The organism is Terrabacter sp. 2YAF2 (assembly GCF_052114705.1).
Lineage (GTDB): Bacteria > Actinomycetota > Actinomycetes > Actinomycetales > Dermatophilaceae > Terrabacter.
Genome location: NZ_JBFRFG010000005.1, coordinates 405930 through 426034 on the forward strand (window position 1 = coordinate 405930; position 20105 = coordinate 426034).

16 protein-coding genes are annotated in these 20105 nt (G+C 70.4%); 4 read left to right on the forward strand and 12 right to left on the reverse strand.

Annotation, left to right across the window (positions count from 1 at the left end; genetic code table 11):
• Positions 1 to 421 precede the first annotated feature (421 nt).
• Complete coding sequence (locus AB4030_RS08525; RefSeq protein ID WP_442278782.1) at positions 422 to 784, forward strand: bleomycin resistance protein; 363 nt, start codon at positions 422 to 424, stop codon at positions 782 to 784.
• A 225-nt stretch (positions 785 to 1009) separates the two neighbouring features.
• Here the strand turns inward: AB4030_RS08525 and AB4030_RS08530 are convergent, their stop codons facing one another.
• The 9 genes from AB4030_RS08530 to AB4030_RS08570 all read right to left on the reverse strand — a co-directional run bounded on the left by AB4030_RS08530 (position 1010) and on the right by AB4030_RS08570 (position 12470).
• Positions 1010 to 2377 (reverse strand): ferredoxin reductase family protein, encoded by a 1368-nt coding sequence (locus tag AB4030_RS08530; RefSeq protein WP_442278783.1) that lies wholly within the window; start codon positions 2375 to 2377, stop codon positions 1010 to 1012.
• Between the two features lie 200 nt (positions 2378 to 2577).
• Positions 2578 to 3780 carry an AGE family epimerase/isomerase gene (locus AB4030_RS08535; RefSeq protein WP_442278784.1) on the reverse strand — a complete coding sequence of 401 codons (1203 nt, stop codon included), beginning with the start codon at positions 3778 to 3780 and terminating at the stop codon, positions 2578 to 2580.
• Positions 3777 to 5795, reverse strand: a complete 2019-nt coding sequence (locus AB4030_RS08540) for a hypothetical protein (protein WP_442278785.1) — start codon at positions 5793 to 5795, stop codon at positions 3777 to 3779. The genes AB4030_RS08535 and AB4030_RS08540 overlap by 4 nt, the downstream gene beginning before the upstream one ends.
• A 22-nt stretch (positions 5796 to 5817) precedes the next feature.
• Positions 5818 to 6789, reverse strand: a complete 972-nt coding sequence (locus AB4030_RS08545) for a glycoside hydrolase family 130 protein (protein ID WP_442278786.1) — start codon at positions 6787 to 6789, stop codon at positions 5818 to 5820.
• Positions 6789 to 8039, reverse strand: a complete 1251-nt coding sequence (locus AB4030_RS08550; RefSeq protein ID WP_442278787.1) for a Gfo/Idh/MocA family protein — start codon at positions 8037 to 8039, stop codon at positions 6789 to 6791. Before AB4030_RS08550 ends, AB4030_RS08545 begins: the two co-directional genes overlap by 1 nt.
• Positions 8040 to 8046: 7 nt before the next feature.
• On the reverse strand, positions 8047 to 8940 hold the full coding sequence (locus AB4030_RS08555; protein ID WP_442278788.1) for a carbohydrate ABC transporter permease: 894 nt from the start codon (positions 8938 to 8940) through the stop codon (positions 8047 to 8049).
• Positions 8937 to 9851 carry a carbohydrate ABC transporter permease gene (locus tag AB4030_RS08560; protein WP_442278789.1) on the reverse strand — a complete coding sequence of 305 codons (915 nt, stop codon included), beginning with the start codon at positions 9849 to 9851 and terminating at the stop codon, positions 8937 to 8939. Before AB4030_RS08560 ends, AB4030_RS08555 begins: the two co-directional genes overlap by 4 nt.
• Before the next feature lie 132 nt (positions 9852 to 9983).
• On the reverse strand, positions 9984 to 11279 hold the full coding sequence (locus AB4030_RS08565) for an ABC transporter substrate-binding protein (protein WP_442278790.1): 1296 nt from the start codon (positions 11277 to 11279) through the stop codon (positions 9984 to 9986).
• A gap of 168 nt (positions 11280 to 11447) precedes the next feature.
• Positions 11448 to 12470 carry a LacI family DNA-binding transcriptional regulator gene (locus AB4030_RS08570; protein WP_442278791.1) on the reverse strand — a complete coding sequence of 341 codons (1023 nt, stop codon included), beginning with the start codon at positions 12468 to 12470 and terminating at the stop codon, positions 11448 to 11450.
• A gap of 176 nt (positions 12471 to 12646) precedes the next feature.
• On the opposite strand from AB4030_RS08570, the gene AB4030_RS08575 reads away from it, so the two are divergent.
• The 3 genes from AB4030_RS08575 to AB4030_RS08585 all read left to right on the forward strand — a co-directional run bounded on the left by AB4030_RS08575 (position 12647) and on the right by AB4030_RS08585 (position 17262).
• Positions 12647 to 14671 carry a phosphocholine-specific phospholipase C gene (locus AB4030_RS08575; protein WP_442278792.1) on the forward strand — a complete coding sequence of 675 codons (2025 nt, stop codon included), beginning with the start codon at positions 12647 to 12649 and terminating at the stop codon, positions 14669 to 14671.
• Between the two features lie 145 nt (positions 14672 to 14816).
• The gene (locus AB4030_RS08580; RefSeq protein ID WP_442278793.1) at positions 14817 to 16412 is read left to right on the forward strand and encodes an alkaline phosphatase PhoX; all 1596 of its coding nucleotides are present in this window, start codon (positions 14817 to 14819) and stop codon (positions 16410 to 16412) included.
• Positions 16413 to 16602: 190 nt separating this feature from the next.
• Positions 16603 to 17262, forward strand: a complete 660-nt coding sequence (locus tag AB4030_RS08585; RefSeq protein ID WP_442278794.1) for a VOC family protein — start codon at positions 16603 to 16605, stop codon at positions 17260 to 17262.
• Between the two features lie 19 nt (positions 17263 to 17281).
• Here the strand turns inward: AB4030_RS08585 and AB4030_RS08590 are convergent, their stop codons facing one another.
• The 3 genes from AB4030_RS08590 to AB4030_RS08600 are packed head-to-tail and all read right to left on the reverse strand — an operon-like array spanning position 17282 to position 20016.
• Positions 17282 to 18118 (reverse strand): alpha/beta fold hydrolase, encoded by an 837-nt coding sequence (locus AB4030_RS08590; protein ID WP_442278795.1) that lies wholly within the window; start codon positions 18116 to 18118, stop codon positions 17282 to 17284.
• Between the two features lie 51 nt (positions 18119 to 18169).
• Positions 18170 to 18961: an alpha/beta fold hydrolase gene (locus tag AB4030_RS08595; RefSeq protein ID WP_442278796.1), complete on the reverse strand. Its 792-nt coding sequence runs from the start codon at positions 18959 to 18961 to the stop codon at positions 18170 to 18172.
• A complete protein-coding gene (locus AB4030_RS08600; RefSeq protein ID WP_442278797.1) occupies positions 18958 to 20016 on the reverse strand; it encodes a LacI family DNA-binding transcriptional regulator in 1059 nt (352 codons plus the stop codon). Before AB4030_RS08600 ends, AB4030_RS08595 begins: the two co-directional genes overlap by 4 nt.
• Positions 20017 to 20105 lie beyond the last annotated feature (89 nt).

Here is a 20105-nt window from a genome sequence, read left to right on the forward strand (position 1 = left end):
CCAACTCCACCCGTCGCTGAGTCCGGATTGGCTCTGATGATCAGATCAGTCTGTACCTATCGCCTTAGGGCGTCAACGGGCCGGTTGACCTGTGGTCCTCGGAATCTCGACGGGATCTCCCCTCGGTTGAGGGACGCAGGGTGGGCTCACCTTCAGCTGCCACGCAGTGCTCCGAGAGACCCCTACCAACGGAAACGCCTGCGCTTGGAGGGGCGCTGGCGCGAGCCCAAGCCGACGTTCTCGACGCCGCCCCCTCTAGAGCAGCTGACGGTCGATCACGCAAGTGCATCGGGGCCGGTCGTCAATGCGGCGACACGCTTCGGCGCAGCGGTCGACTGGCGGCGGAATGGGCTACGCCAAATCGTTCGATAGCCGGGGGCGCCGCGACCGATCTCAGACTCTGGTGCGCCTACTGTGCGGTATGACCGACCGGGCGACACCGAACCTGCCAGCGCGTGATTTCGTGAGTACGAGCGCGTTCTACGCGCAGCTGGGGTTCATCGAGGACTACCGCGACGACGGCTGGATGATCTTGCGACGCGGCGGGGTGTACCTAGAGTTCTTTCCCTTTCCGGATCTGGACCCCTCCACGAGCTCGTTCAGCTGCTGCCTGAGGCTCGACGATGTCGATGACTTCTATGCGGTATGCCGTGCCGCTGGGCTGCCCGAGACGACGCACGGATGGCCTCGGATTCATCCACCTCGCCGCGAGTCCTCCGGGCTGCGAATTGGTGCTCTGGTCGATCCGGACGGCAGTCTGCTGCGACTCGTGCAGAACGGCTGAGCGACCTCGAGGGTGCCCTTGGACTCGCGACGGGTTGGTGGGAGAGTTCACTTCTGCACATTTCAGGAGGTGGCCCGCACGCGGCGGGATGGGCGCACCGCGTGGCCGCGGAGCGTCCCAACTGTGAAGGGCAACGTCGGCTCAAGCGCGGTTCCGTTGTGTCAGCGCCGGCGGCATGCGGCGTGACCGATGGCGCCCCCATCGCTCCGAGAAGGCGCGGCCGCCTCAGCGCAGGTTGTAGTACTCGCGGTGGACGTTGGCCGGCTTGACGCCGGCACGGACGAGCTCGCGTTGGAGCGTGCTCACCATCTGCTCGGGCCCGCAGAGGAAGGCGGAGAGCTCGCGAGGTTCCGTCCCCGCGGTCTCGAGGATGTGCTCAGCCGTCAGCCGGGGCGATGCCGCGGTGTCGATGAGGTGGAGGCGGAGCTCGTCGTGATGATCGGCGAGGTGGGCGACCTCGTCGGCGAGGGGAGCGGGCCCGCGGGCCGTGTAGAAGAAGTCGACCCGGTGCGGCAGCCCGTCGGGCGCGGCGGAGCGGAGCCAGCTCAGCATGGGTGAGACGCCGATGCCCCCGGCGACCCAGACCTGGCGCTCGGTGCCGCGGGTGTAGTCGAAGTGTCCTTGCGGGCTGCTGATGACGGCCGGCATACCGGGTTCGACGAGCTCGCCGATGCTCGAGGTGAAGTCGCCGAGGGCGCGCACGGTGATGCGGACCTCCTTCTCCTGCGACCCGCTCGCGATGGTGAAGGGGTGGCGGTGCCAGCCGTCACGGGCCTCGAGGTTGACCAGTGCGAACTGTCCCGGGCGGAAGGCGAAGCGCTCCCCGAGGGGGCGCAGCCAGATCTCGAAGGACGCGTCGTCGATGGGCTCGACCGATGACACCTCGTAGTCGTGGGTGTGGGCGAAGTGCCGGGCCAGCAGCTCGCGATACAGGTAGAAGGCGATCCCGACACCGCCGGCCACGAGATAGGACCAGCGCAGCAGCTGCGAGCCGAAGACCGTGGAGTCCATGACCCCGTGCACGAAGCCGAAGGCGAGGAAGATGCCGGTGAGCCGGTGAAACCCCCGCCACAGGCCGTAGCCGCCGACCCACCGCCCGACGAGCTGGACCGCTGGCGTCTCCATGAGGCGCTCCACCGGTTGGCGCAGCCGGCGAGGGGTGAGGGAGCGCCAGCGCGGAGCGATGGCCCACACGGTCAGCGTTGCGAGGCCCACGATGCCGATCGTGCCGAGCGTCGGGCCGAGGTGGGTGGGGTGGCGGTTCCCGGTCGTGGCGATGTGGACGCCGATGAGGATCGTGCCGGCGATGGCGACGCGACGGTGCCACACGGCGGCTTTGTCGATCCCGTCGAAGAACTGCTCCACCCAGCGCAGGGTGCTGATGAGGACGAGTCCCATGGACATGAGCAGGACGCCCTCGGCCCCGATCAGCTGGCCGACGAACGGCCCCCCGTCCCCGCGTGGCCGGGCGAGCAGCCAGAGCACCGCGAATGCCGTGACGAGTGCGGCGATCGAGGCGGGACCGACGACGCGCGTGACCGTGTGTGAGCCGCGGTAGGGCCTGCGGTGAAAGACCTGGGTCTCGACGGCCATGCTCAGTCATCGCTCTCGATCGGGTGCACGGCGCCGTGCAGCGGGTCAGCCCGACGTCCTGCGCCCCGCCGGTCGGCCATCGGGGCCACACCGGCGGCGCCGTGGACAGGCCGTCGGCCATGACGTACCCATCCGTCGCTGCCCGTCTGTGCTGCCGCATGGTCCTCCTCATTCGCCGGCGAGCTCCAACCAGCGCGGCCTCAACCCCGGTCCGCTGCAGCCGCTGTCATGAACGGCCACGGCGGGAGAAGCGGTCCGATGTACGCCCCGGCTGCGTGGTAGACGTCGGGTCGCCCTGGCCACACCGTGCCACCCTCGCGCATGTCGTCGTCTAGCTCGTTGATCCACCCTCCGGACGAGTCGAGGAAGTACGTGGCCGCGTGGTCCCAGAGCCGGCGGTACCACTGCTCCCACACCTCGTTGCCGGTGGCTCGCCGGAGCATCGCGGTGGTCTGGATCCCTTCGCACACGGGCCAGTGCAGCCTGAGGTTCGACACCGGGCGCGCATCCCAGTCGACGGCGTAGACCAGCCCTTCCCGACCGTCGACGCCCCACGCCCCCAACGCTCTTCGGCTCAGTGCCTCGGCGCTCTCCAGGAGCCAGCCGTCGCCGGACACGCGTGGGGAGGCGTGCAGGCTGCACAGGAACCGAGCCCATTCGAGGGAGTGTCCGTACGTCGCACCGTACGGTCGGAACGGGTGGTGGGGGCTCTCGATGTTGTAGTCCGGCAGCTCGTTCCAGTCCGCGTCGAAGTGCTCCGGGATCAGCCAGTCCCGGGCTCGGGCGTCGCGGTTGATGATCCGCTCGCAGATGCGCAGGGCCCGCGCGTGCCAGAGATCATCGTCGATGGCGTCGCCGAGCGCGAGGAACGCCTCGGTGGCGTGCATGTTCGCGTTGGCGCCTCGGTACGGCTCGGGGTCGCGCCAGTCCGGTGACCAGGACTCGCTGAGCGCCCCCTCCTCCTCGTTCCAGAAGCGCCGCTCGACGACGTCGACGACCTCGTCGAGCAGGGCGCGGGCGCCAGGTGCGCCGGCGACCGCCGCGGAGGCGCCGGCGAGGATGACGTGGACGTGCTCGTACGCGAGCTTCCTCCCGTCCCTCTCGAGGTTGCCGAACCACCCGCCGTCGACCTCGTCGCGGAACGGACCGGTGAGCGAGTCGAGCCCGTGCGTGAGCAGCCGCTCGGACCCGGGAATGCCGAGCACGGACCCGATCGCGGCGACGTGCGTCATACGGGCAGTGAGCAGCAGTGTCGGCTCGCGGCCCGGCATGGCGTGGCCCTCGCCATCGAGGTAGGCGAAGCCGCCTTGCGGCAGGACGCTCGGGAGGGCGAACTCGATGAGCCGGGCGAACCGCTGCTCGGCCCACCGCTGGTGGGTCGGCAGCTGTGTCCAGGGAGTCATCGGGTGATGGCGAAGCCGCCGCCGGTCACGCGCACCATCGGGGAGTGCGCTGCGCCGCCGCGCTTCCCGTCGGCGCTCCACGTCCAGCCGCGGCCAGGTGCCACGGCAGGAGTCGTGGAGGGCCTAGTGTCCGCGTTGACGTAGAGGACGGCCGCGCGCCCCTCGCTCCTCGCATAGCGGACCGTCGAGACCGCGGGCTGGACGAGGAGGCAGTCGAGCTGCAGGTCGCCGTCGGACTCGACGACGACGGCCACGGTCCCCGGGGGGAGCGGGCGGCTCAGCGGGAATGGCCGCAGCAGTCCTTCGGCCTCGACGACGCCGGTCTCGCGCAGTCCGCCGTTGTCCAGGCTGCCGAGCAGGGTGCGACGTCCGTGCTTCGAGACCGCGACGTAGCGACTGGTCCCGAGCTGGCCCTTCCGGCGGTTGACGACGGGATGGACGAACGCGCCGTCGTCGCCGACGACGTCGAGCCGCACGGAGCCGCCGCGAGGCACCGAGACGTACGCCCCGCCCGACCAGTTCGCTGACCCCGTCCAGGTCGACGGCGGTGTGACCACGGCCGCGCCGCCCTCGAGCACACCCGACTCGGCCTCGACGTGGTGCAGGCCCACCCAGCGGTAGCTGGTGACCGACGCCGCGAGCGAGGCTGCCTGCGGGTGCCCGTCGAGCGCGATCATGGCGAGCAGCCCGTGGATCGTCGACTCGGCACCGGAGTTGCGGTTGACCCGTCCGTCGAACTCCACCCCGTCGAAGGTGGCTCCCGTGGCGCGGTCGTAGGTCGGCGCTCCGCTGGGGTTCGCGCCGAAGAACCATCCCCCGGCCAGCCCGGCCAGCTGCAGGAAGCCGTCGGACCCCGTCAGGTCCGCCGCGGCCAGGAGCGCGGCGACGCGGCCCTCCGCGCCGTAGGCGATCTGGGCTTCGCCCGGCAGGGGCGCCCACGCGTTGTAGGGACCGCCGGAGGCGAGCAGTGTCGGGGTGAACGACCCGGCATCAGAGAGCCCGGTCGAACGCAGCGACGAGCTCCCCAGCACCGCTGCCGTCCGGCAGAGCGCCTGACCGGTCTCGCCGCCCCAGGCGTGCCACAGGCTCTGCGAACCGGTCCACGGGAGGATGGCACCGAACGGCCACACCCCGACCTGTCCGCTGCGCATCGCCGCAACGCCCTCGGCGTAGCGCGCCAGCGCGGTCCGTGCCCGCGTGTCGGTACCAGCCACGCGGACGTATGCCGCGAGCCCGAGACACGCTTCGGCCGTCGCGTCCGCGCCGCCCGTGATCAACCACCCGGGCACCCGGACGTCGTCCGCCACGAGCCAGGTGCCGTAGCGCCCCAGCGACGCCCGCTCCAGCGCCCCGATGGCCAGCTGGAGTCGGTCGCGCAGGAAGCCGGCGAAGCCCGGGTCGACGGCGGCGAACGCGGAATACCCCTCGCCGAGCGCCCAGACGGTGCGCGCGAGCCAGTAGGACTCGTCACTGTCGGAGGGGTCGGGCAGCTCGCGAGGCTCGGCGCTCGGGGTGAGCGTCCCGTCGGCCTGCATCCACAGCACGACGTTGCCGGCATACGGGCCCGTCGCGTCCTGGAGGAAGGTCAGCGTCCGGAGCAGCTCGACCGCGTGGTCACGGCTCGAGGCGTCCCCGGTGGACACCCAGTGCCGGATGAAGACGACAGCGGCTCGGGCGATGTCGTCGGCGTTGTAGGCCCCCTGGGACCAGTGCCCGGTGGCCGGGTCGAGGGACCCACCTCCGACCCGTCGCCAGCCACCGGCGGACTGGGCGTCTGCGTAGGTCCAGGGCGCCTGGGCGCTGGGCCGTGCCGCGATCTCGTAGGTCGTGTGCGTCGAGCTCGCCTGCAGGGGAACGGAGTCCAGGAGCCATTGCAGGTGTGCGAGGTTCGTCAGCGGGCGAGTCGGTGCCGAGCCCTGCGCCCGCGGGACTCCCGCGGCGTGTGCGCCGGTCGCGCTCATGACGAGCCCGGCCGCCGCGGTGGATCCGGCGATGAAGCTGCGACGAGTGATCATGACTGCTCCTTCTCACTGGTGATCATGACGGCGCCGACAGGTCGGAGTGCCGCGCCCCGGGCACGAAGGTCGCCACCCCGAGGGTGGAGTCGGACTGGCCGTAGTAGGCCAGCCAGCGGTCCCTGAGCCACACGAGACCCTCGACGAAGGTCACGTTCGACACGAGGCCGTGGCGTTCCTCGCGGGTCACGGGCTCGAGCCACGGACGGGTCAGCTCGGCCAGGATCTCGTTCGGTCGGTCGGGGTGGATCAGCAGCTGTCCAGCGGTGTAGCAGACGGAGCCGTCGGCGTTCTTCACGGCGGCGTTGTGCAGCAGGAGGATCAGGCCGTCGTCGGTGATGAGCGGCTGAGGACCGACCTCGACGAGGAAGTCGCTGAACGTTCCCGGGCGCGGTGCCATCACCGGCGGCTCGGTGTCCGCGACGGTCGGCGTCCACGTGAGCAGGTCGTCCGACGTCGCCGTCCAGATGGATCCCTCGCCGAAGTACATGAGCCAGCGGCCGTTCACCATGACCGGCACGATGCCGCCTGCCTTCGACCAGGGGCCCGTCTCTCCCCGACCCTGCGGCTGGAAGGTGTCGAAGTCCGGGAAGAGAGGACCGTGCTTGGTCCAGGTGTGCAGGTCGGTCGAGGTGGCCAGGCACAGCAGCGCCCGCTTCCGGTCCCACCCGCTGTAGGTGAGGTAGAACGTCCCGTCGATCATCGTCACCCGGGCGTCCTCGCAGCCGAACTCGTCGTAGTCCTCGCTGGGGGAGAGCACCGGCTCAGGCTCGCGCTCGAACCGGTAGCCGTCGTCGCTCCAGGCCAGGCCGACGTGCGAGACGATGTCGTCCGCATGGGCCCGGTAGAGCAGGGCGACCCGATCGTCCACGACGACCGCGGCCGGGTTGTAGACGCTCCCGGACTCCCACCCGGCGCCCTGCGGCGTCAGGATCGGGTTGTGCTCGTGCGGGGTGAACGGGCCGAGGGGAAAGTGGACGGGGCCGTGGGACATCAGGAGGCTTCCTTCGCGGGTGAGTGGTCAGCGGGGGGAACAGCGACGGTGCGCCCGAGCGACGCCGCTCGGGTCGCGCAGTCGGCCAGGACCACGGCCGCCTCGGCCGTGCGCGGGCCCGACAGGGGTTGGCGGCCTGGCTCGGTGCGGCAGTCGTGCAGGTCACGCAGGGCGGCCGCGACGCACGCGGCATACACCGTCTGTTTGGCGGCCTCGCCGCCGAGGGAGAGGGTGACGGTCACGCGACGCGAGGCGCCGAACCGCGTCCCGCGACCCACCGCGTCGCCGTCGCCGGTGACGTCGCGTGCCTGCACGTCGACGTGCCACCCGGTGCGCCCGGGGTCGAGGCCGACGAACGCAGGGCTGGCCACGAGCGCACGCACGGCGCTCTCGCCCGCGAGGTCCGTGTGCAGGTCGAGCACGCCCTCGACGGGTATCCACCCCGCGATCCGCGCCTCCGCGCTGCCGAAGTCGATCCGCATCAGCTGGCGCTCGCAGCGATGGGCGTGCGTGAACGAGTGCGTATGCGTCGCGAGGCAGTCCCCGTGCATCACCGTCGCCGTGACGAGGTCGGGTGCCGGCCAGCCGGCCCGCGAGGTGGTCATGGCGCTCACCGAGGTCGCGGGGTCGGACACGAACATCGTCGCGGCGTCGAAGAAGTGCACCCCGTGCTCGACGAAGATCCCACCAGAGGCCGACTCGTCCCAGAACCAGTGGTCGCGCGGAAGGCTCTCGTCTGCGGCGTCGTTCTCGAAGAGGAAGCGAATCGGCTTGAGGCCACAGTGGTTCTGCACGGTCTGGATGGCCCGGAGCAGCGGGTTGTAGCGCATGACGTGGTCGATGACCATGACGCGGCCGAGGGACTCCGCCAGCGCGCGGGTCTGCGCCGCATCGCCGGGGGTCGCGGCCAGGGGCTTCTCACAGAAGACGTCCTTGCCGGCCCGCAGTGCCGCCTGCGCGAGCTCGGCGTGCGTGCGGGGCGGGGTGGCGATGACCACAGCATCGACGTCGGTGGCTGCGAGGGCCTCCTCGACGGTGGCGACCCGACATCCCGCGTCGGCGGCGAGCTGAGCGGCGTGGACGGCATCAGTGTCCGCCACGACGACAGGCCGGACCTCCGGCACGGCCGAGGCCGAGTCGAGGATGAACCGCCCGAACCGGCCCGCTCCGATCAGGGCGAGTCGCGTAGGACGGGGCACCTGCTCGCGACGCTGAAGGGCCGACGGAGCCGGGATCGCTGGGTGGCTCATCGCACAGTCACCCCTTCACCGCACCGCCGACGACGCTGGCGACGAGGTAGCGCTGCAGGAAGAGGTAGGCCGCGACGAGCGGGGCAGCCACGATCATCGTGGCGGCCGACAGGAGGCTCCACTGGCTGACATACGTGCCCTTGAACGCGAACAGCCCCAGCGTCACCGGCGACTTGGACGCATCAGGCAGCAGGATCGTGGCGAGGATGATGTCGTTCCAGACGCCGATGGCCTGGAGGATGAAGACCGTGGCAAGGACGGGCTTGATGAGGGTGGGCAGGAACCCGAAGACGTAGCGGACGTACCCGACCCCGTCCAAGGCGGCGGCTTCGTCGATCTCCCTGGGCACCGACTTGAGGTAGCCGGTCACGAGCAGCGGGCCCACGCCCACCCCCGACGCCATGATGAGGATGTAGCCGAGACGGGTGTCGTAGAGGTTGAGGCGCAGCGCGAGCTGGAAGACGGTGATCAGGGTGTTGGGTAGGAAGAGCATCGCGGCGAACGTTGCGTTCCACAGCCGGGTGTGTTTGACATAACCACGAGCCACCGGGAACCCGACGAGCAACGACACCACCATGCCGACGCCTGCAGCGACGAAGGTGTAGAGGACGCTGTTGAGCAGGTACGCGGCGAAGTTGCCCTTGTCGGCCGCGGTCGCGAAGTTCGAGAACTGCGGTGCGGTGACCAGGCCGGTGGGGTCGGCGATGAAGTCCGCCTCGGACTTCAACGCGGTGTTGACGAGAAAGAGCAACGGGTAGAGGTACAGGACGACGACGAGGACCATGAGCGCGTAGAGGACGAACTTGCCCCGCTTCGGCGCCGTGCCGCCGCGGATCGGCTCGTTCTCCGGGACCGCCAGGACGCCGCCGCCGACTGCGGTCGGTGCATTGATGGCGCTCACAGCGCCGTCTCCTTCCGTCGCAGGTACACCAGGGTTGCCAACGAGACGATCATGACGATGACGAACTGGACCATCGAGATGGCGGCCGCATAGCCCTGTGACAGGGCCGTGCCGCCCTGGGCCCCACCGAAGCCCTGGGTGAAGATCGCCAGCGACAGCACCTGCGTCGCCGGGTTGATGGGGCCGGTCAGCACGTAGATGAGCTGGTAGCTCTGGAGGGCGCCGATGAGTGACAGCAGCGTGTTGGCGGTGATCGAGGGCGCCAGCAGGGGAGTGGTCACGTAGCGCAGCCGCTGCCAGCTCGACGCGCCGTCGATCGAGGCGACCTCGTACAGCTCCGGCGGGATCGCCTGCAGACCCGCCAGATAGATGACGACCGCCACCCCGAGCCCCGACCAGACCGAGATCCCGATGACGAGCGGCATGGCCAGGGCCGGGTCGCCGAAGAACGCCGAGGACGCGCCGAACCAGCCCCACACGCTCGCCGCCGGCCCACCCGAGGGGTTGAAGATCAGGCTGAAGACCAGTCCGATGATCGTCACGCCGAGGATCGTCGGCAGGAAGACGACCGCTCGGGCGAAGTTCCTGCCACGCAACCGCTGGTTGAGCAGCACGGCGATGAACAAGGCGAGGACGTTCTGCAACAGGGTCACGGAGACCGCGAAGACGAGCGTGTTCCTCAGCGCATTGAGGTTGTAGCCGAGCTGCGCCGAGGAGAAGAACGTCGCGTAGTTCTCCAGGCCGACGAAGCTCACCGGCAGGAAGGGCAACGAGCGGATGTCGGTGAACGAGACCGCGAGGATGCCGACCGCCGGCACGAGGGAGAACACGACGATGAGGCTCATGCCCAGCGCGAAGAGCAGCTGGGCTGTCGATCGTCGTCCGAAGATGATGGTGCGTGACTGGCTCACCGAACTACCTCCTGGTCCGAGTCCGTACTGGTGGTCTGACGCTGCGGGGCATCCACGGCGAACCCGATCGGTGCCTTCGCGCCGGGTTCGGGTCGCGGACGGTCCCGGCGTCCGTCCGCGACCACCGGCGGCCTACTTGAGCCCCGCCTGCCAGTCCTTCTCCGCCGCCGCAGCGGCACCAGCCGCGTCCATGGTGCCCATCGGCTTCACACCGGCCCAGTTGAACGGCACGGATGCAGCGGGGCCGGCCTTGGTGTTGGCGATCCAGATCGTGTCCCACGCGGGCTGGAACGTGCTGGTGTAGTCCGCGATCCCGTCGTAGAAGGCGTTGCCCTTGACGCCGGTGACGGCGGGGGCGAAGCCGGCCTGGTCGTTGAACAGCTGGTAGTTCGTGGCGAGGGTGTCCAGCCAGGCGATGGCGGCCGACGGATTCTTGGCGTTGGCCGGGATGGCGAGCGAAAGCTCGACCTTGCCGCCGAGGAACTTGTTGTCCTGCGCGTTGTCGCTCGACGGCAGCGGGAAGTAGCCGAAGTCGAGCTTGGAGCCGCCGGCCGTCTGGATCGAGGTCGTGTTCCACGTGCCGTCACCCATCATGGCGAACTTGCCGTTGACGAAGTCCGAGGTCATGGTCTGGTAGGTGATGCCGGCGAAGTTGGGTTCGGCGTAGCCGTAGAGGGTCTGCAGCCGCTGCAGCACCTCCAGCTGCTTGCCGTCGTCGAGCTTCACCGAGCCGCCGTAGAGACCCTTGGCCAGGTCGTTCTTGGCCGCGGCGTCGGGGTAGAGACCTTCCACCACCCCCAGGGTCGTCACGCCCGCTGAGTCCTTGCCCGCAATTCCCAGGGGCACGATGCCCTTGCCCTTGAGCTTCTCGCAGGCTGCCACGAGCTCCTGCCAGGTGGTCGGGATCTTGACCCCGTTGTCGGCGAAGATCTTCTTGTTGTAGAACATGCCGGTGTAGTAGCTGAGGCCCGTGGGCACCGTGTAGTTCTTGCCCTTGTACTTCGTCCCGTCGAGCACCGACTGGTTGAACGCCTTGAGGAAGGGCTGACCCGTCAGGTCGAGGAAGCCGCCGGCGTCCGCGAGACGGGCGTCGTCTCCGGCGTTCGTGGCCGAAACATAGCTCGGCACCTCACGCGGAAAGGCGACGACGACGTCCACGCTGCCGGCGGTCAGCCGGGATGAGCGGGTCTGGTTGTAGTTCTCGTTGGGCACGGCCGAGAAGTTCACCTTGACGTTCGGGTATTTCGTGTTGAACGCCTTCGTCACTGCTTTGAATCCGGCGTCGGACCCGGTTGCGCTGGATACGAGGATGTTCAGGTCACCGCTGACGGCGCCGCCGACCGACGGGGCCGCCCCTCCCGAGGTGCCGCCGCCACCGCCGCACGCGCCCAGCGCGAGGCCGGCGGCGACCACTGCAGCGATCGTCATGTGGCGCATCCCACGGAACTTCATTGTTGCCATGATGCCTCCGGATCAACCGAAACGTTTTGGTTGGCGGAAACGTAGCACTCGGGAACAGCCAGATGGGGGTTTGCAACACTGCACTTCGGTAACGTGCACGGGACGTTGCTGTGGGTGATCCGGGTCCGGGGTCGGTCAGGTTCGCGGCGCGTCCACGAGCGAGTCGCGCAGCAGGAGCCTGGTCGCAGGCACCGTGACGTCCGACGGAGTCTCGCCGTGGATGACGGCCAGCAACATCGAGGCGGCGGCCTCGCCGAGCGACCGGGGGGCCGTGGCCACCGACGTCAACGCCGGCCGCACGTAGGCGCCGAGCTGGATGCCGTCGAAGCCGGTCACCGACATCTCCAACGGCACGTCGATGCCCAGCGCGCTCACCCGCGCGATGAAGCCGATCGCCATGAGGTCGTTGCCGCACACGACAGCCGTCGGGGTCTCGCCACCGGCCGCCAGCAAGGAGTCCGCGGCCCGGCTGCCGCTCTCGATCGTGAAGTCGCCGTAGACGAGCGGGCCGGGCTCCAACCCGGCCTTCGCCAGCGCCGACCGCCAGACGTCGACGCGCTGACGAGTGTGGATGAGCCCTCGGCGGCCCGCCACGTGCGCGACCCGCCGGTGGCCGAGCGCGATGACTTCCTCCATGAGCTCGACCAGTCCCGGCCGGTGGTCCTGGCGCACCGAAGGCAGGGCACATCTCGGGGCGGAGTTGACCGCCACGGCTGGCAGCCCCAGGTCGGTCACCAGTCGCACCCGCGCGTCGTCCTGCGACATGTCGGTGAGGAACACCCCGTCGACGCGGTGGTCGAGAGCCAGCTGCCGGTAGCGCTGGACGGCGGACCCCCGGCTGGACGCGACCTGGAGGACGAGAGCGAACCCCTGCCGCTCCAGAACGGACTCCACGCCTGCGATGAACCCGGCGAAGAAGGGGTCGGACTCGATCACCTCCGACGAGCGCTCCAACATCAGCCCGACGGCATACGCCTTCCGCCCCGACAGGCTCCGGCCACGGAGAGAGGGCACCCATCCCAGCTGCTGGGCGACGTCGACGATCCGCCCTCGGGTGTCCTCCGACACCCCGGGGCGCCCGTTCAGGGCCGCCGAGACCGATGAGATGGACACGCCCGCCTGGGCAGCAACGTCGAGGATCGTGACCCTGGACTTCACTGCGCCTCCGCCCGATGACAGGTCACGCGCCGAAAGTACCGCACCTGCTCGCGGCCGGGGCGCCGGACCAAGCCCTGACCACGACTTCGCGCTCCGGTCACCTGCAGTCCCTGCCACGTTCGCCCGGCGGGAGGAGGTTGGGGCCGCTCCCACTCGCCTTCAGCCCAGGAGAACCCATGGTCAACCTCGACCGGCGCCGTTTCCTCCAGATCGCCGGCGGTGCAGCGGCCGCAACGATGCTCGACCAGAGCATCGCCCGCGCCGCCGCCATCCCCGCCAACCGGGCCACCGGCACCCTCAAGGACGTCGAGCACATCGTCGTCCTCATGCAGGAGAACCGCTCCTTCGAGCACTACCTCGGCAGCCTCCGCGGCGTCCGCGGCTTCGGCGACCCGCACCCCGTGCAGCTGCCCAGCGGGCGGAACGTCTGGCACCAGTCGGACGGCGCGCGCGAGATCCTGCCGTTCCACCCGACCGCCGACGACCTCGGCGCGGCCTTCCTCGAGGGCCTGCCCCACAGCTGGACCGACGGGCAGGCTGCGGTCAACAAGGGTCACTACAACGGGTGGGTGCCGGCCAAGGGGACGACGACGATGGCATACCTCCAGCGTGAGGACGCCGCGTTCCACTACGCGCTCGCCGACGCGTTCACGGTGTGCGACGCGTACTACTGCTCGTTCATCGGCAACACCGACCCCAACCGCTACTACCTGTGGAGCGGCTGGACCGGCAACGACGGCAAGGGCGGCGGCCCCGTGCTCTACAACGACGAGCTCGGCTACGACTGGCGCACCTACCCCGAGCGGCTCGAGCGGGCCGGCGTCTCGTGGAAGGTCTACCAGGACGAGGGGACCGGTCTCGACGCGGCCGGCTCGTGGGGCTGGACGTCCGACCCGTACATCGGCAACTACGGCGACAACTCCCTCCTCTACTTCAACAGCTACCGAAATGCTGCCCCGGGATCACCGCTGCACGACAAGGCGCGCACCGGGACGAGGGCACGCCACGGCCAGGACTACTTCGAGCTGCTGCGCAAGGACGTCGAGGCCGGCACGCTGCCGTCGGTCAGCTACATCGCGGCCCCGGAGGCCTTCAGCGAGCACTCGAACTGGCCGACGAACTACGGCGCCTGGTACATCTCCAAGGTCCTGGACACCCTCACGTCGAACCCCGAGATGTGGGCCAAGACGATCCTGCTCATCACCTACGACGAGAACGACGGCTTCTTCGACCACCTCGTGCCGCCTCACCCCAATTCGCCTGTCATTCCGGGCGCTTCGACGGTCCCGACCGACCACGAGTTCTACGACGGCGAGCACGGACCCGGCCCCTACGGCATGGGCCCTCGCGTGCCGATGTTCGTCGTCTCGCCGTGGAGCACCGGCGGCTGGGTGTCGTCGGAGACGTTCGACCACACGTCGGTCATCCGGCTGATGGAGGCACGCTTCGGCGTCAAGGAGCCCAACATCACCCCGTGGCGTCGCGCCGTCGCCGGCGACCTCACGTCGGCGTTCGACTTCTCCAAGACGGTGCAGGCTGTCCCGTCGCTGCCCAGCACGACGGCGTGGAAGCCCTTCGACGACAAACGCCATCCCTCCTACCAGCCGACGCCGCCGGCGCAGGGCACGATGCCGAGCCAGGAGCCGGGCACCCGCCCCGCCCGCCCGACCGGCTACGACCTCGAAGTCCGCGAGCGCCAGACCGCCGGGGCGATCACCGTGGACCTCGACAACCACGGCCGGCGCGGAGTCCACGTGCAGGCCAGGCCCATCGAGCCCGCCGGCCAGCCGCACAGCTACACGGTCGGCGCCGGCGACGAGCTGCGCGCCACGTGGCCCGTCACGGGGGACTACGACATCCAACTGCACGGGCCCAACGGCTTCTTCCGCCGTTTCGCGGGAGACGCGGGCGCTCGGGGCACCCAGGGCGTACGCGTGGAGCTGCGTCGCGAGGGACGCAGCCAGCGCGTCACCGTCCTCGTGGACGCCCCCCGCGGCGTCGAGGTGACGGTGGACGACGCCTACGGCGGGCGAAAGCGCGTCGGTCGCCGACCCGTCACCATCGACACGGCGAGCACGGGCGGCTGGTACGACCTCACCGTCGTCGCCGCGGGGACGACCTTCCTGCGTGCCTTCGCGGGTCACCTCGAGAACGGCCGTCCGTCGGTGAGCGAGCCGGCACTGGGGCGTCCTCGTACCTGATGCAGGACGCGATCCACGACTTCACCGAGAAGTCCCGGAGAACTCTCCGGCAGTTCACCGAAGTCGCAGGGTGCTCCCGAAATGCTCTGAGGCGTCTGACAACTCACCCTCGGACACCTGAGTCCGTATGCACGAGAGGTTCTCCGTGAACACTCCCACCATCATCAAGGCCGGGCTCGTCGGCACGCTCGCCGCGGCCGCCGCCTTCGCCCTCGGCGGCTCCTCCGCCGATGCGCACGGCGGCCTGCCGGTCGTCAACGTCCCCCACGCCAACCCGAAGTTCGGCGTCCAGAACAACGTCCTGACGCCGTCGGCCACCCAGACGTCGGTCGCCTGGGGCACCCTGCCCCTGACGAACCCCGACACCGCCAACGGGGTCACGCACTACGGCTACAACACGCTCGACGGCGCGCCGCTCACCCAGACGGCGAACGAGGCCCACAAGACCGAGCCCGACAAGAACGTCTACCTCGTCCTCGGCGGCAAGCACTACCTCTACCAGGGCCACGAGATCGGTCCGCGCGGCTACGTCACGCGCATCAACCTCGACGAGACGGACCCGCTCAAGCGGGTCACGCTCGTCTCCGACACCGACACGGCCGGCAACGCCTACCCGACGATCGACGGCATCACGTGGGACCCGTTCACCCGGCAGCTGCTCCTCACGGCGGAGTCGGGCTCACCCAAGGGGGGCGTCTTCGGCGTGGGCCTCGACGCGAAGGGCGACCCGGTCGACGGCGCCAAGGCGACGCGCCTGCCCGCCCTCGGGTCGGGTGGCTTCGAGGGCATCCAGAACGACGCCGACGGCAACGTCTGGCTCGTCGAGGACATCGGCGGCGCGGCCGCCGGCGGCGGCAAGGTGCCCAACAGCTTCGTCTACCGCTTCGTCCCCACCGACAAGAGCGACCTCACCAAGGGCGGTGAGCTCCAGGCCCTGCAGATCCAGCGCCGCGACGGATCCGCGGCCACGAGCTCCCAGCTCCAGTCGAACCCGTCGGACCCCTTCATCGGCGAGCTCCACACGTACGGCTCGTCCTTCGGGACGAAGTGGGTGACCATCCACACCGGCACGACCGAGGCGTTCGACGCCACGGCCGCCGCCAAGGCTGCGAACGCGACGCCGCTCAAGCGCCCCGAGAACGGCGTCTTCCGTCCCGGCACCGGCTTCAAGGAGTTCTACTTCACCGAGACCGGCGACACGAGCACGTCGAGCACGCTCCCCGGTGCGTACGGCGGCGTCTTCCGCGTCTCGCAGTCCAGCCCGAGTGCCGACACGGGTCGCATCTCGATCGCTGCGGTCGGCGACAAGGAGCACACCGGCTTCGACAACATCGCCTTCGCGACGGCCGACGACCTCCTCGTCGTCGAGGACGCCGGCGACAGCCTCCACACCCAGCGCAACGCGCTGGACTCCGGTTACGTCTTCGACCTCCGTCACGGTCGTGAGGATGAGGGGTCGTATGCCGCGGGCCGCGGTCGCGCTCCCCGGCCCGTGCGGTTCCTCGCCGAGGGTCGTGACGCGTCGGCGACGTTCGACGCGATGGGTGGACCGGCATACAACGACGGCGACAACGAGATCACCGGCATCCACGTGTCCGACGGCGACCCGACGGTGGCCGGTCTCCTCGGCGCCAAGCTGCCCCGGCCCACGACGTCGCCGGCCTGGCGTACCTTCTGGACCCAGCAGCACGGCGACAACACGACGTGGGAGATCAGCTGGAACGGCGACCGTCAGGACTGACGCTCGTGGCAGGGCCGCAGACCCCGCGAGCGCTGTGCGTTGAGTCATCACATGACGCAGTGGCCCCGCCGCTGTGCGTTGAGTCAGTGGATGACCCAATGCACAGCGGCGCCCGTCCTCAACCCATGGGTCGCCGGCGTCCGGAGTTATAGCTGCCCCGATCGTCGGCGGAGCGGACTACGGTCGGGCCATGGCCGACAAGCTCACGCGCCAGACGGCGTCCGACGCCCTGCCCCTGTGGCGGTTCCTGCTCCAGCGCATGCACCTTTCGGTGCGCGCCACCGATGCGGCGACCGCCTTCGCCTTCGTCGCGCGCGTTGGCGAGGTGACGGCCGCGCTCGGTCGCGGGCCCGACATCGACGTCCGCGGCGAGGTCGTGCACCTTGCCGTGTCCACCGAGCCGGCCGTGGGCGTCACCGAGGACGACATCGCCGTGGGGCGGTCCGTGGACGCCGTCGTCGCCGAGATGGGGCTCGAGTCCGAGCCGAGCACGCTGACCGTGGTCGAGATCGCCATCGACGCCCTCGACATCGACTCCGTCCGGCCCTTCTGGGACGCCGTCCTCGGCTGGGACGTCATCGCCCGCAACGACGTCCAGGACCCTCTCCGGATGGGTCCGGCGGTCTGGTTCCAGCAGATGGACGAGCCCAGGCCCCAGCGCAACCGGATCCACCTCGACGTCACCGTCGCGCACGACGAGGCTGCCGGGCGCATCGAGCGTGCCCTGGCTGCCGGCGGGCACCTCGTGTCCGACGCCGAGGCGCCGGCCTTCTGGATCCTCGCCGACCCCGAAGGCAACGAGGCGTGCGTCTGCACGTGGCAGGGTCGCGACCCCGTGCCCGGCGACTGAGGCGTCGTCGGCTGGTCGGCTAGTAGGCGAGGGCCTCGACGACCAGCCGCGCGAAGAGTGCCGGGTCGTCGACCCAGGGGAAGTGGCCGGCGGCGGGCTGCACGACGCAGCGCCCGTCCGGGAAGAACGCTGCGAGCTGCTCGCCGAGCTCGGGTCCCGGCATGAGGTCGAGTTCTCCGACGATGACCCGCACCGGGGCGGACACGGCGCCCAGGGCTCGACGCGTCTGCTCCGGGTCGGGTCGCTCAGCCCAGAAGGCGCGCGTGCCCTCGCGGTTGCGCTGCTCGTCGTCCGAGGCGGCATGCTGCCTCGCCGTGTCGGTCCACGCGCCGTAGAGGAACGGAGACATCGCCTGTCGTGTCGCCGGGGTGCCGTCGTCGGCGTCCAGGGCCTCCTTCGCGTCCGCGAACCACGGCTCCGCCTGACGCAGTGCCACTCGGGCATCCCACTCGTCGTCGCTCACGTCGAGCCCCGTGGCGGCGGTGCCCGGGGTGACGAGCACGAGGCGGCGGATCCGTGCCGGGTGCCGGGCGGCGTAGACCAGGCTGACCGAGCCGCCGGCCGAGTGGCCGAGGAGGTCGATGGCCTCGAGCCCCAGGTGGATGCGGAGGGCTTCGAGGTCGTCGACGAGCCGCACGGCTGCGTATGCCGTCGGGTCGGCCGGTGCTGGCGACGCCCCGGTGCCGCGTGGGTCGGGGATGACGAGCGACCGGTCGGCAGCCCGTGCGAGGCCGCCGAGGTCACCGAGGTAGGCCGCGTCGCGGGCCGGTCCTCCCGGCCAGACCACGAGGGGATCGCCCGATCCCTCGACGCGATAAGCGAGCTCGGTCCCGTCGTACGACGTGTAGGTCGGCATGGGTCCAACGTGCCAGAGGCATGCCTGTCGGCGCGCCGGGGTTTTCGGTGTTCACCAGCCTCGAGTGGCGTCCTCGGCGGCGAGGAGGACGAGGTCGGCGACTTCGTCGGGATGGGTGAAGAGGTTGTTGTGCGATCCGCCGAGCCGCGACGTCCGCACGGTCGGCGCTGTGTTTGCCGACAGGGCGAGCCGGTCGAGCCAGTGCGTCGGCACGAAGGCGTCGTGCACGCCGGCGGTCACCGTCACGGTTGCCGGGAGGTGGGCGATCCGCTCCTCCGGCGCATCGCGCAGACCGGAGTGGAGCATCGCCACGATCCCGGTGCGGCCCCGGTAGACCTCCATCGGGTCGAGCTGGTCGAGGCGGTCGTGGCGGTAGGCGAACGGGGTGGCCAGAGCCAGCCGATGCACCCGACGCTGCTCGGGGGCGAAGGTCGTCCCGGCGAGCACGAGGGAGAAGTCTCGGCGGCGCGCGCTCAGGGCCAGGGCCGCGGTCAGGGCCGCCTGCCCACCCGTCGAGTGACCGAGCACGACCACCGGGCGTCCGACCGCTTGGGTCTCGACCCAGCGCGCCGCGGTCATTCCCATGGCATGGATCGTCGGACGGGTCGCCCGGGGCAGGTTCGAGCCGAACCCCGGCAGGTCTAGCACGGTGGCGTCCAGCCCGCGCGCCACGAGCGCCCGCGCCGTCGGCACCGTGTAGAACGGCAGGCCCAGGCCGGGGAGGATGACGACGAGCGGCGTTGCGCGAGAGCGGTCCCCGCCGAGGGCCAGCGACCGCACGACCCGGCCCGGCAGGCTCGTGAACTGGAGACGGACGTCCGACCCGACGTCGCGCCCCGTCACGAGGCTCCCGCCGAGCTGGCGGATCGTGCCGGCTCCGCCGACCCCACCGGCGGAGCCGTGCTCCCGCGCACGACGAGCTCGGGCTCGATGACGGTGCGCCCGGGGGCGACGGTGGTCGGGACCGCTCCGTCGAGGCGGTCCGCGAGGGAGCGCACGGCCTCTGCCCCGAGGCGGTCTGCATCCTGGCGCACCGTCGTCAGCGCCACATGCGGGTAGGCGGCCTCGGTGATGTCGTCGAAACCGACGATCGACACGTCCTCGGGCACGCGGACCCCGGCCTGCCGGACGACATCGGTGAAGCCGATCGCGCACCGGTCGTTGAAGGCGGCGACGGCGGTGGGCCGCTCGCTGCGGCCACCGAGGGCGAGGAACGCCCGCGCGGCCTCGGCACCCTCGAGCTCGGTGAGGCCCGCCGGCAGGACGACCTCTGCGAGCGCCGGCGCGCGACGCATCGCCGTGCGGTAGCCGCGGCGCCGCTCGGCACCACCCGCCGTGCGGCCGCCGTCGAGCAGGGCGATGCGGGTGTGGCCCAGGCTCCGCAGGTGCTCGACGGCGAGGCGCAGGCCGGCGGCGTCGTCCGTGCGCACGACGCCCACCTCTTCGCCCGGGACCGGGCGCAGGACGCTCACCACCGGCACCCGCGTCGCGAGCCGCGCGAGCTGGGTGGCGGACTGGGTGCTGCCGAGCAAGACGATGCCCTCGCACCGCTCGGCGAGCAGCGTCTCGACGGCGGCCTCCTCCGACCGTGAGGGCGTGACACCGCTCAGCACGAGCTCGTAGGCCATCGCGTCCGCGTGCACGTAGAGGCTCTCCAGCAGGTCGCCGTGGAAGGCGTGACCGACCTGGAAGGTGACGCCGAGCGTCCGGGTCCGGCTGCTGCCGAGTCGGCTCGCCCGGGTGTCGGGGCGGTAGTCGAGCTCGCGCGCCGCGGTCAGGACGCGCTCGCGGGTGGCCTCGGAGGCGCCCGGGACGCCGCGGAAGACGATCGACACGAGGGCGCGGGAGACACCGGCACGTGCGGCGACGTGCTCCATCGTGACCTTCTCGCGTCCCACGCCGCGACTCTAGAGCGCTCCACAAGATTCGGCCAACCCCTTGACGCCCGTGGCGACGAGCGGCTTCACTGGATCCGACACTAGAGCGC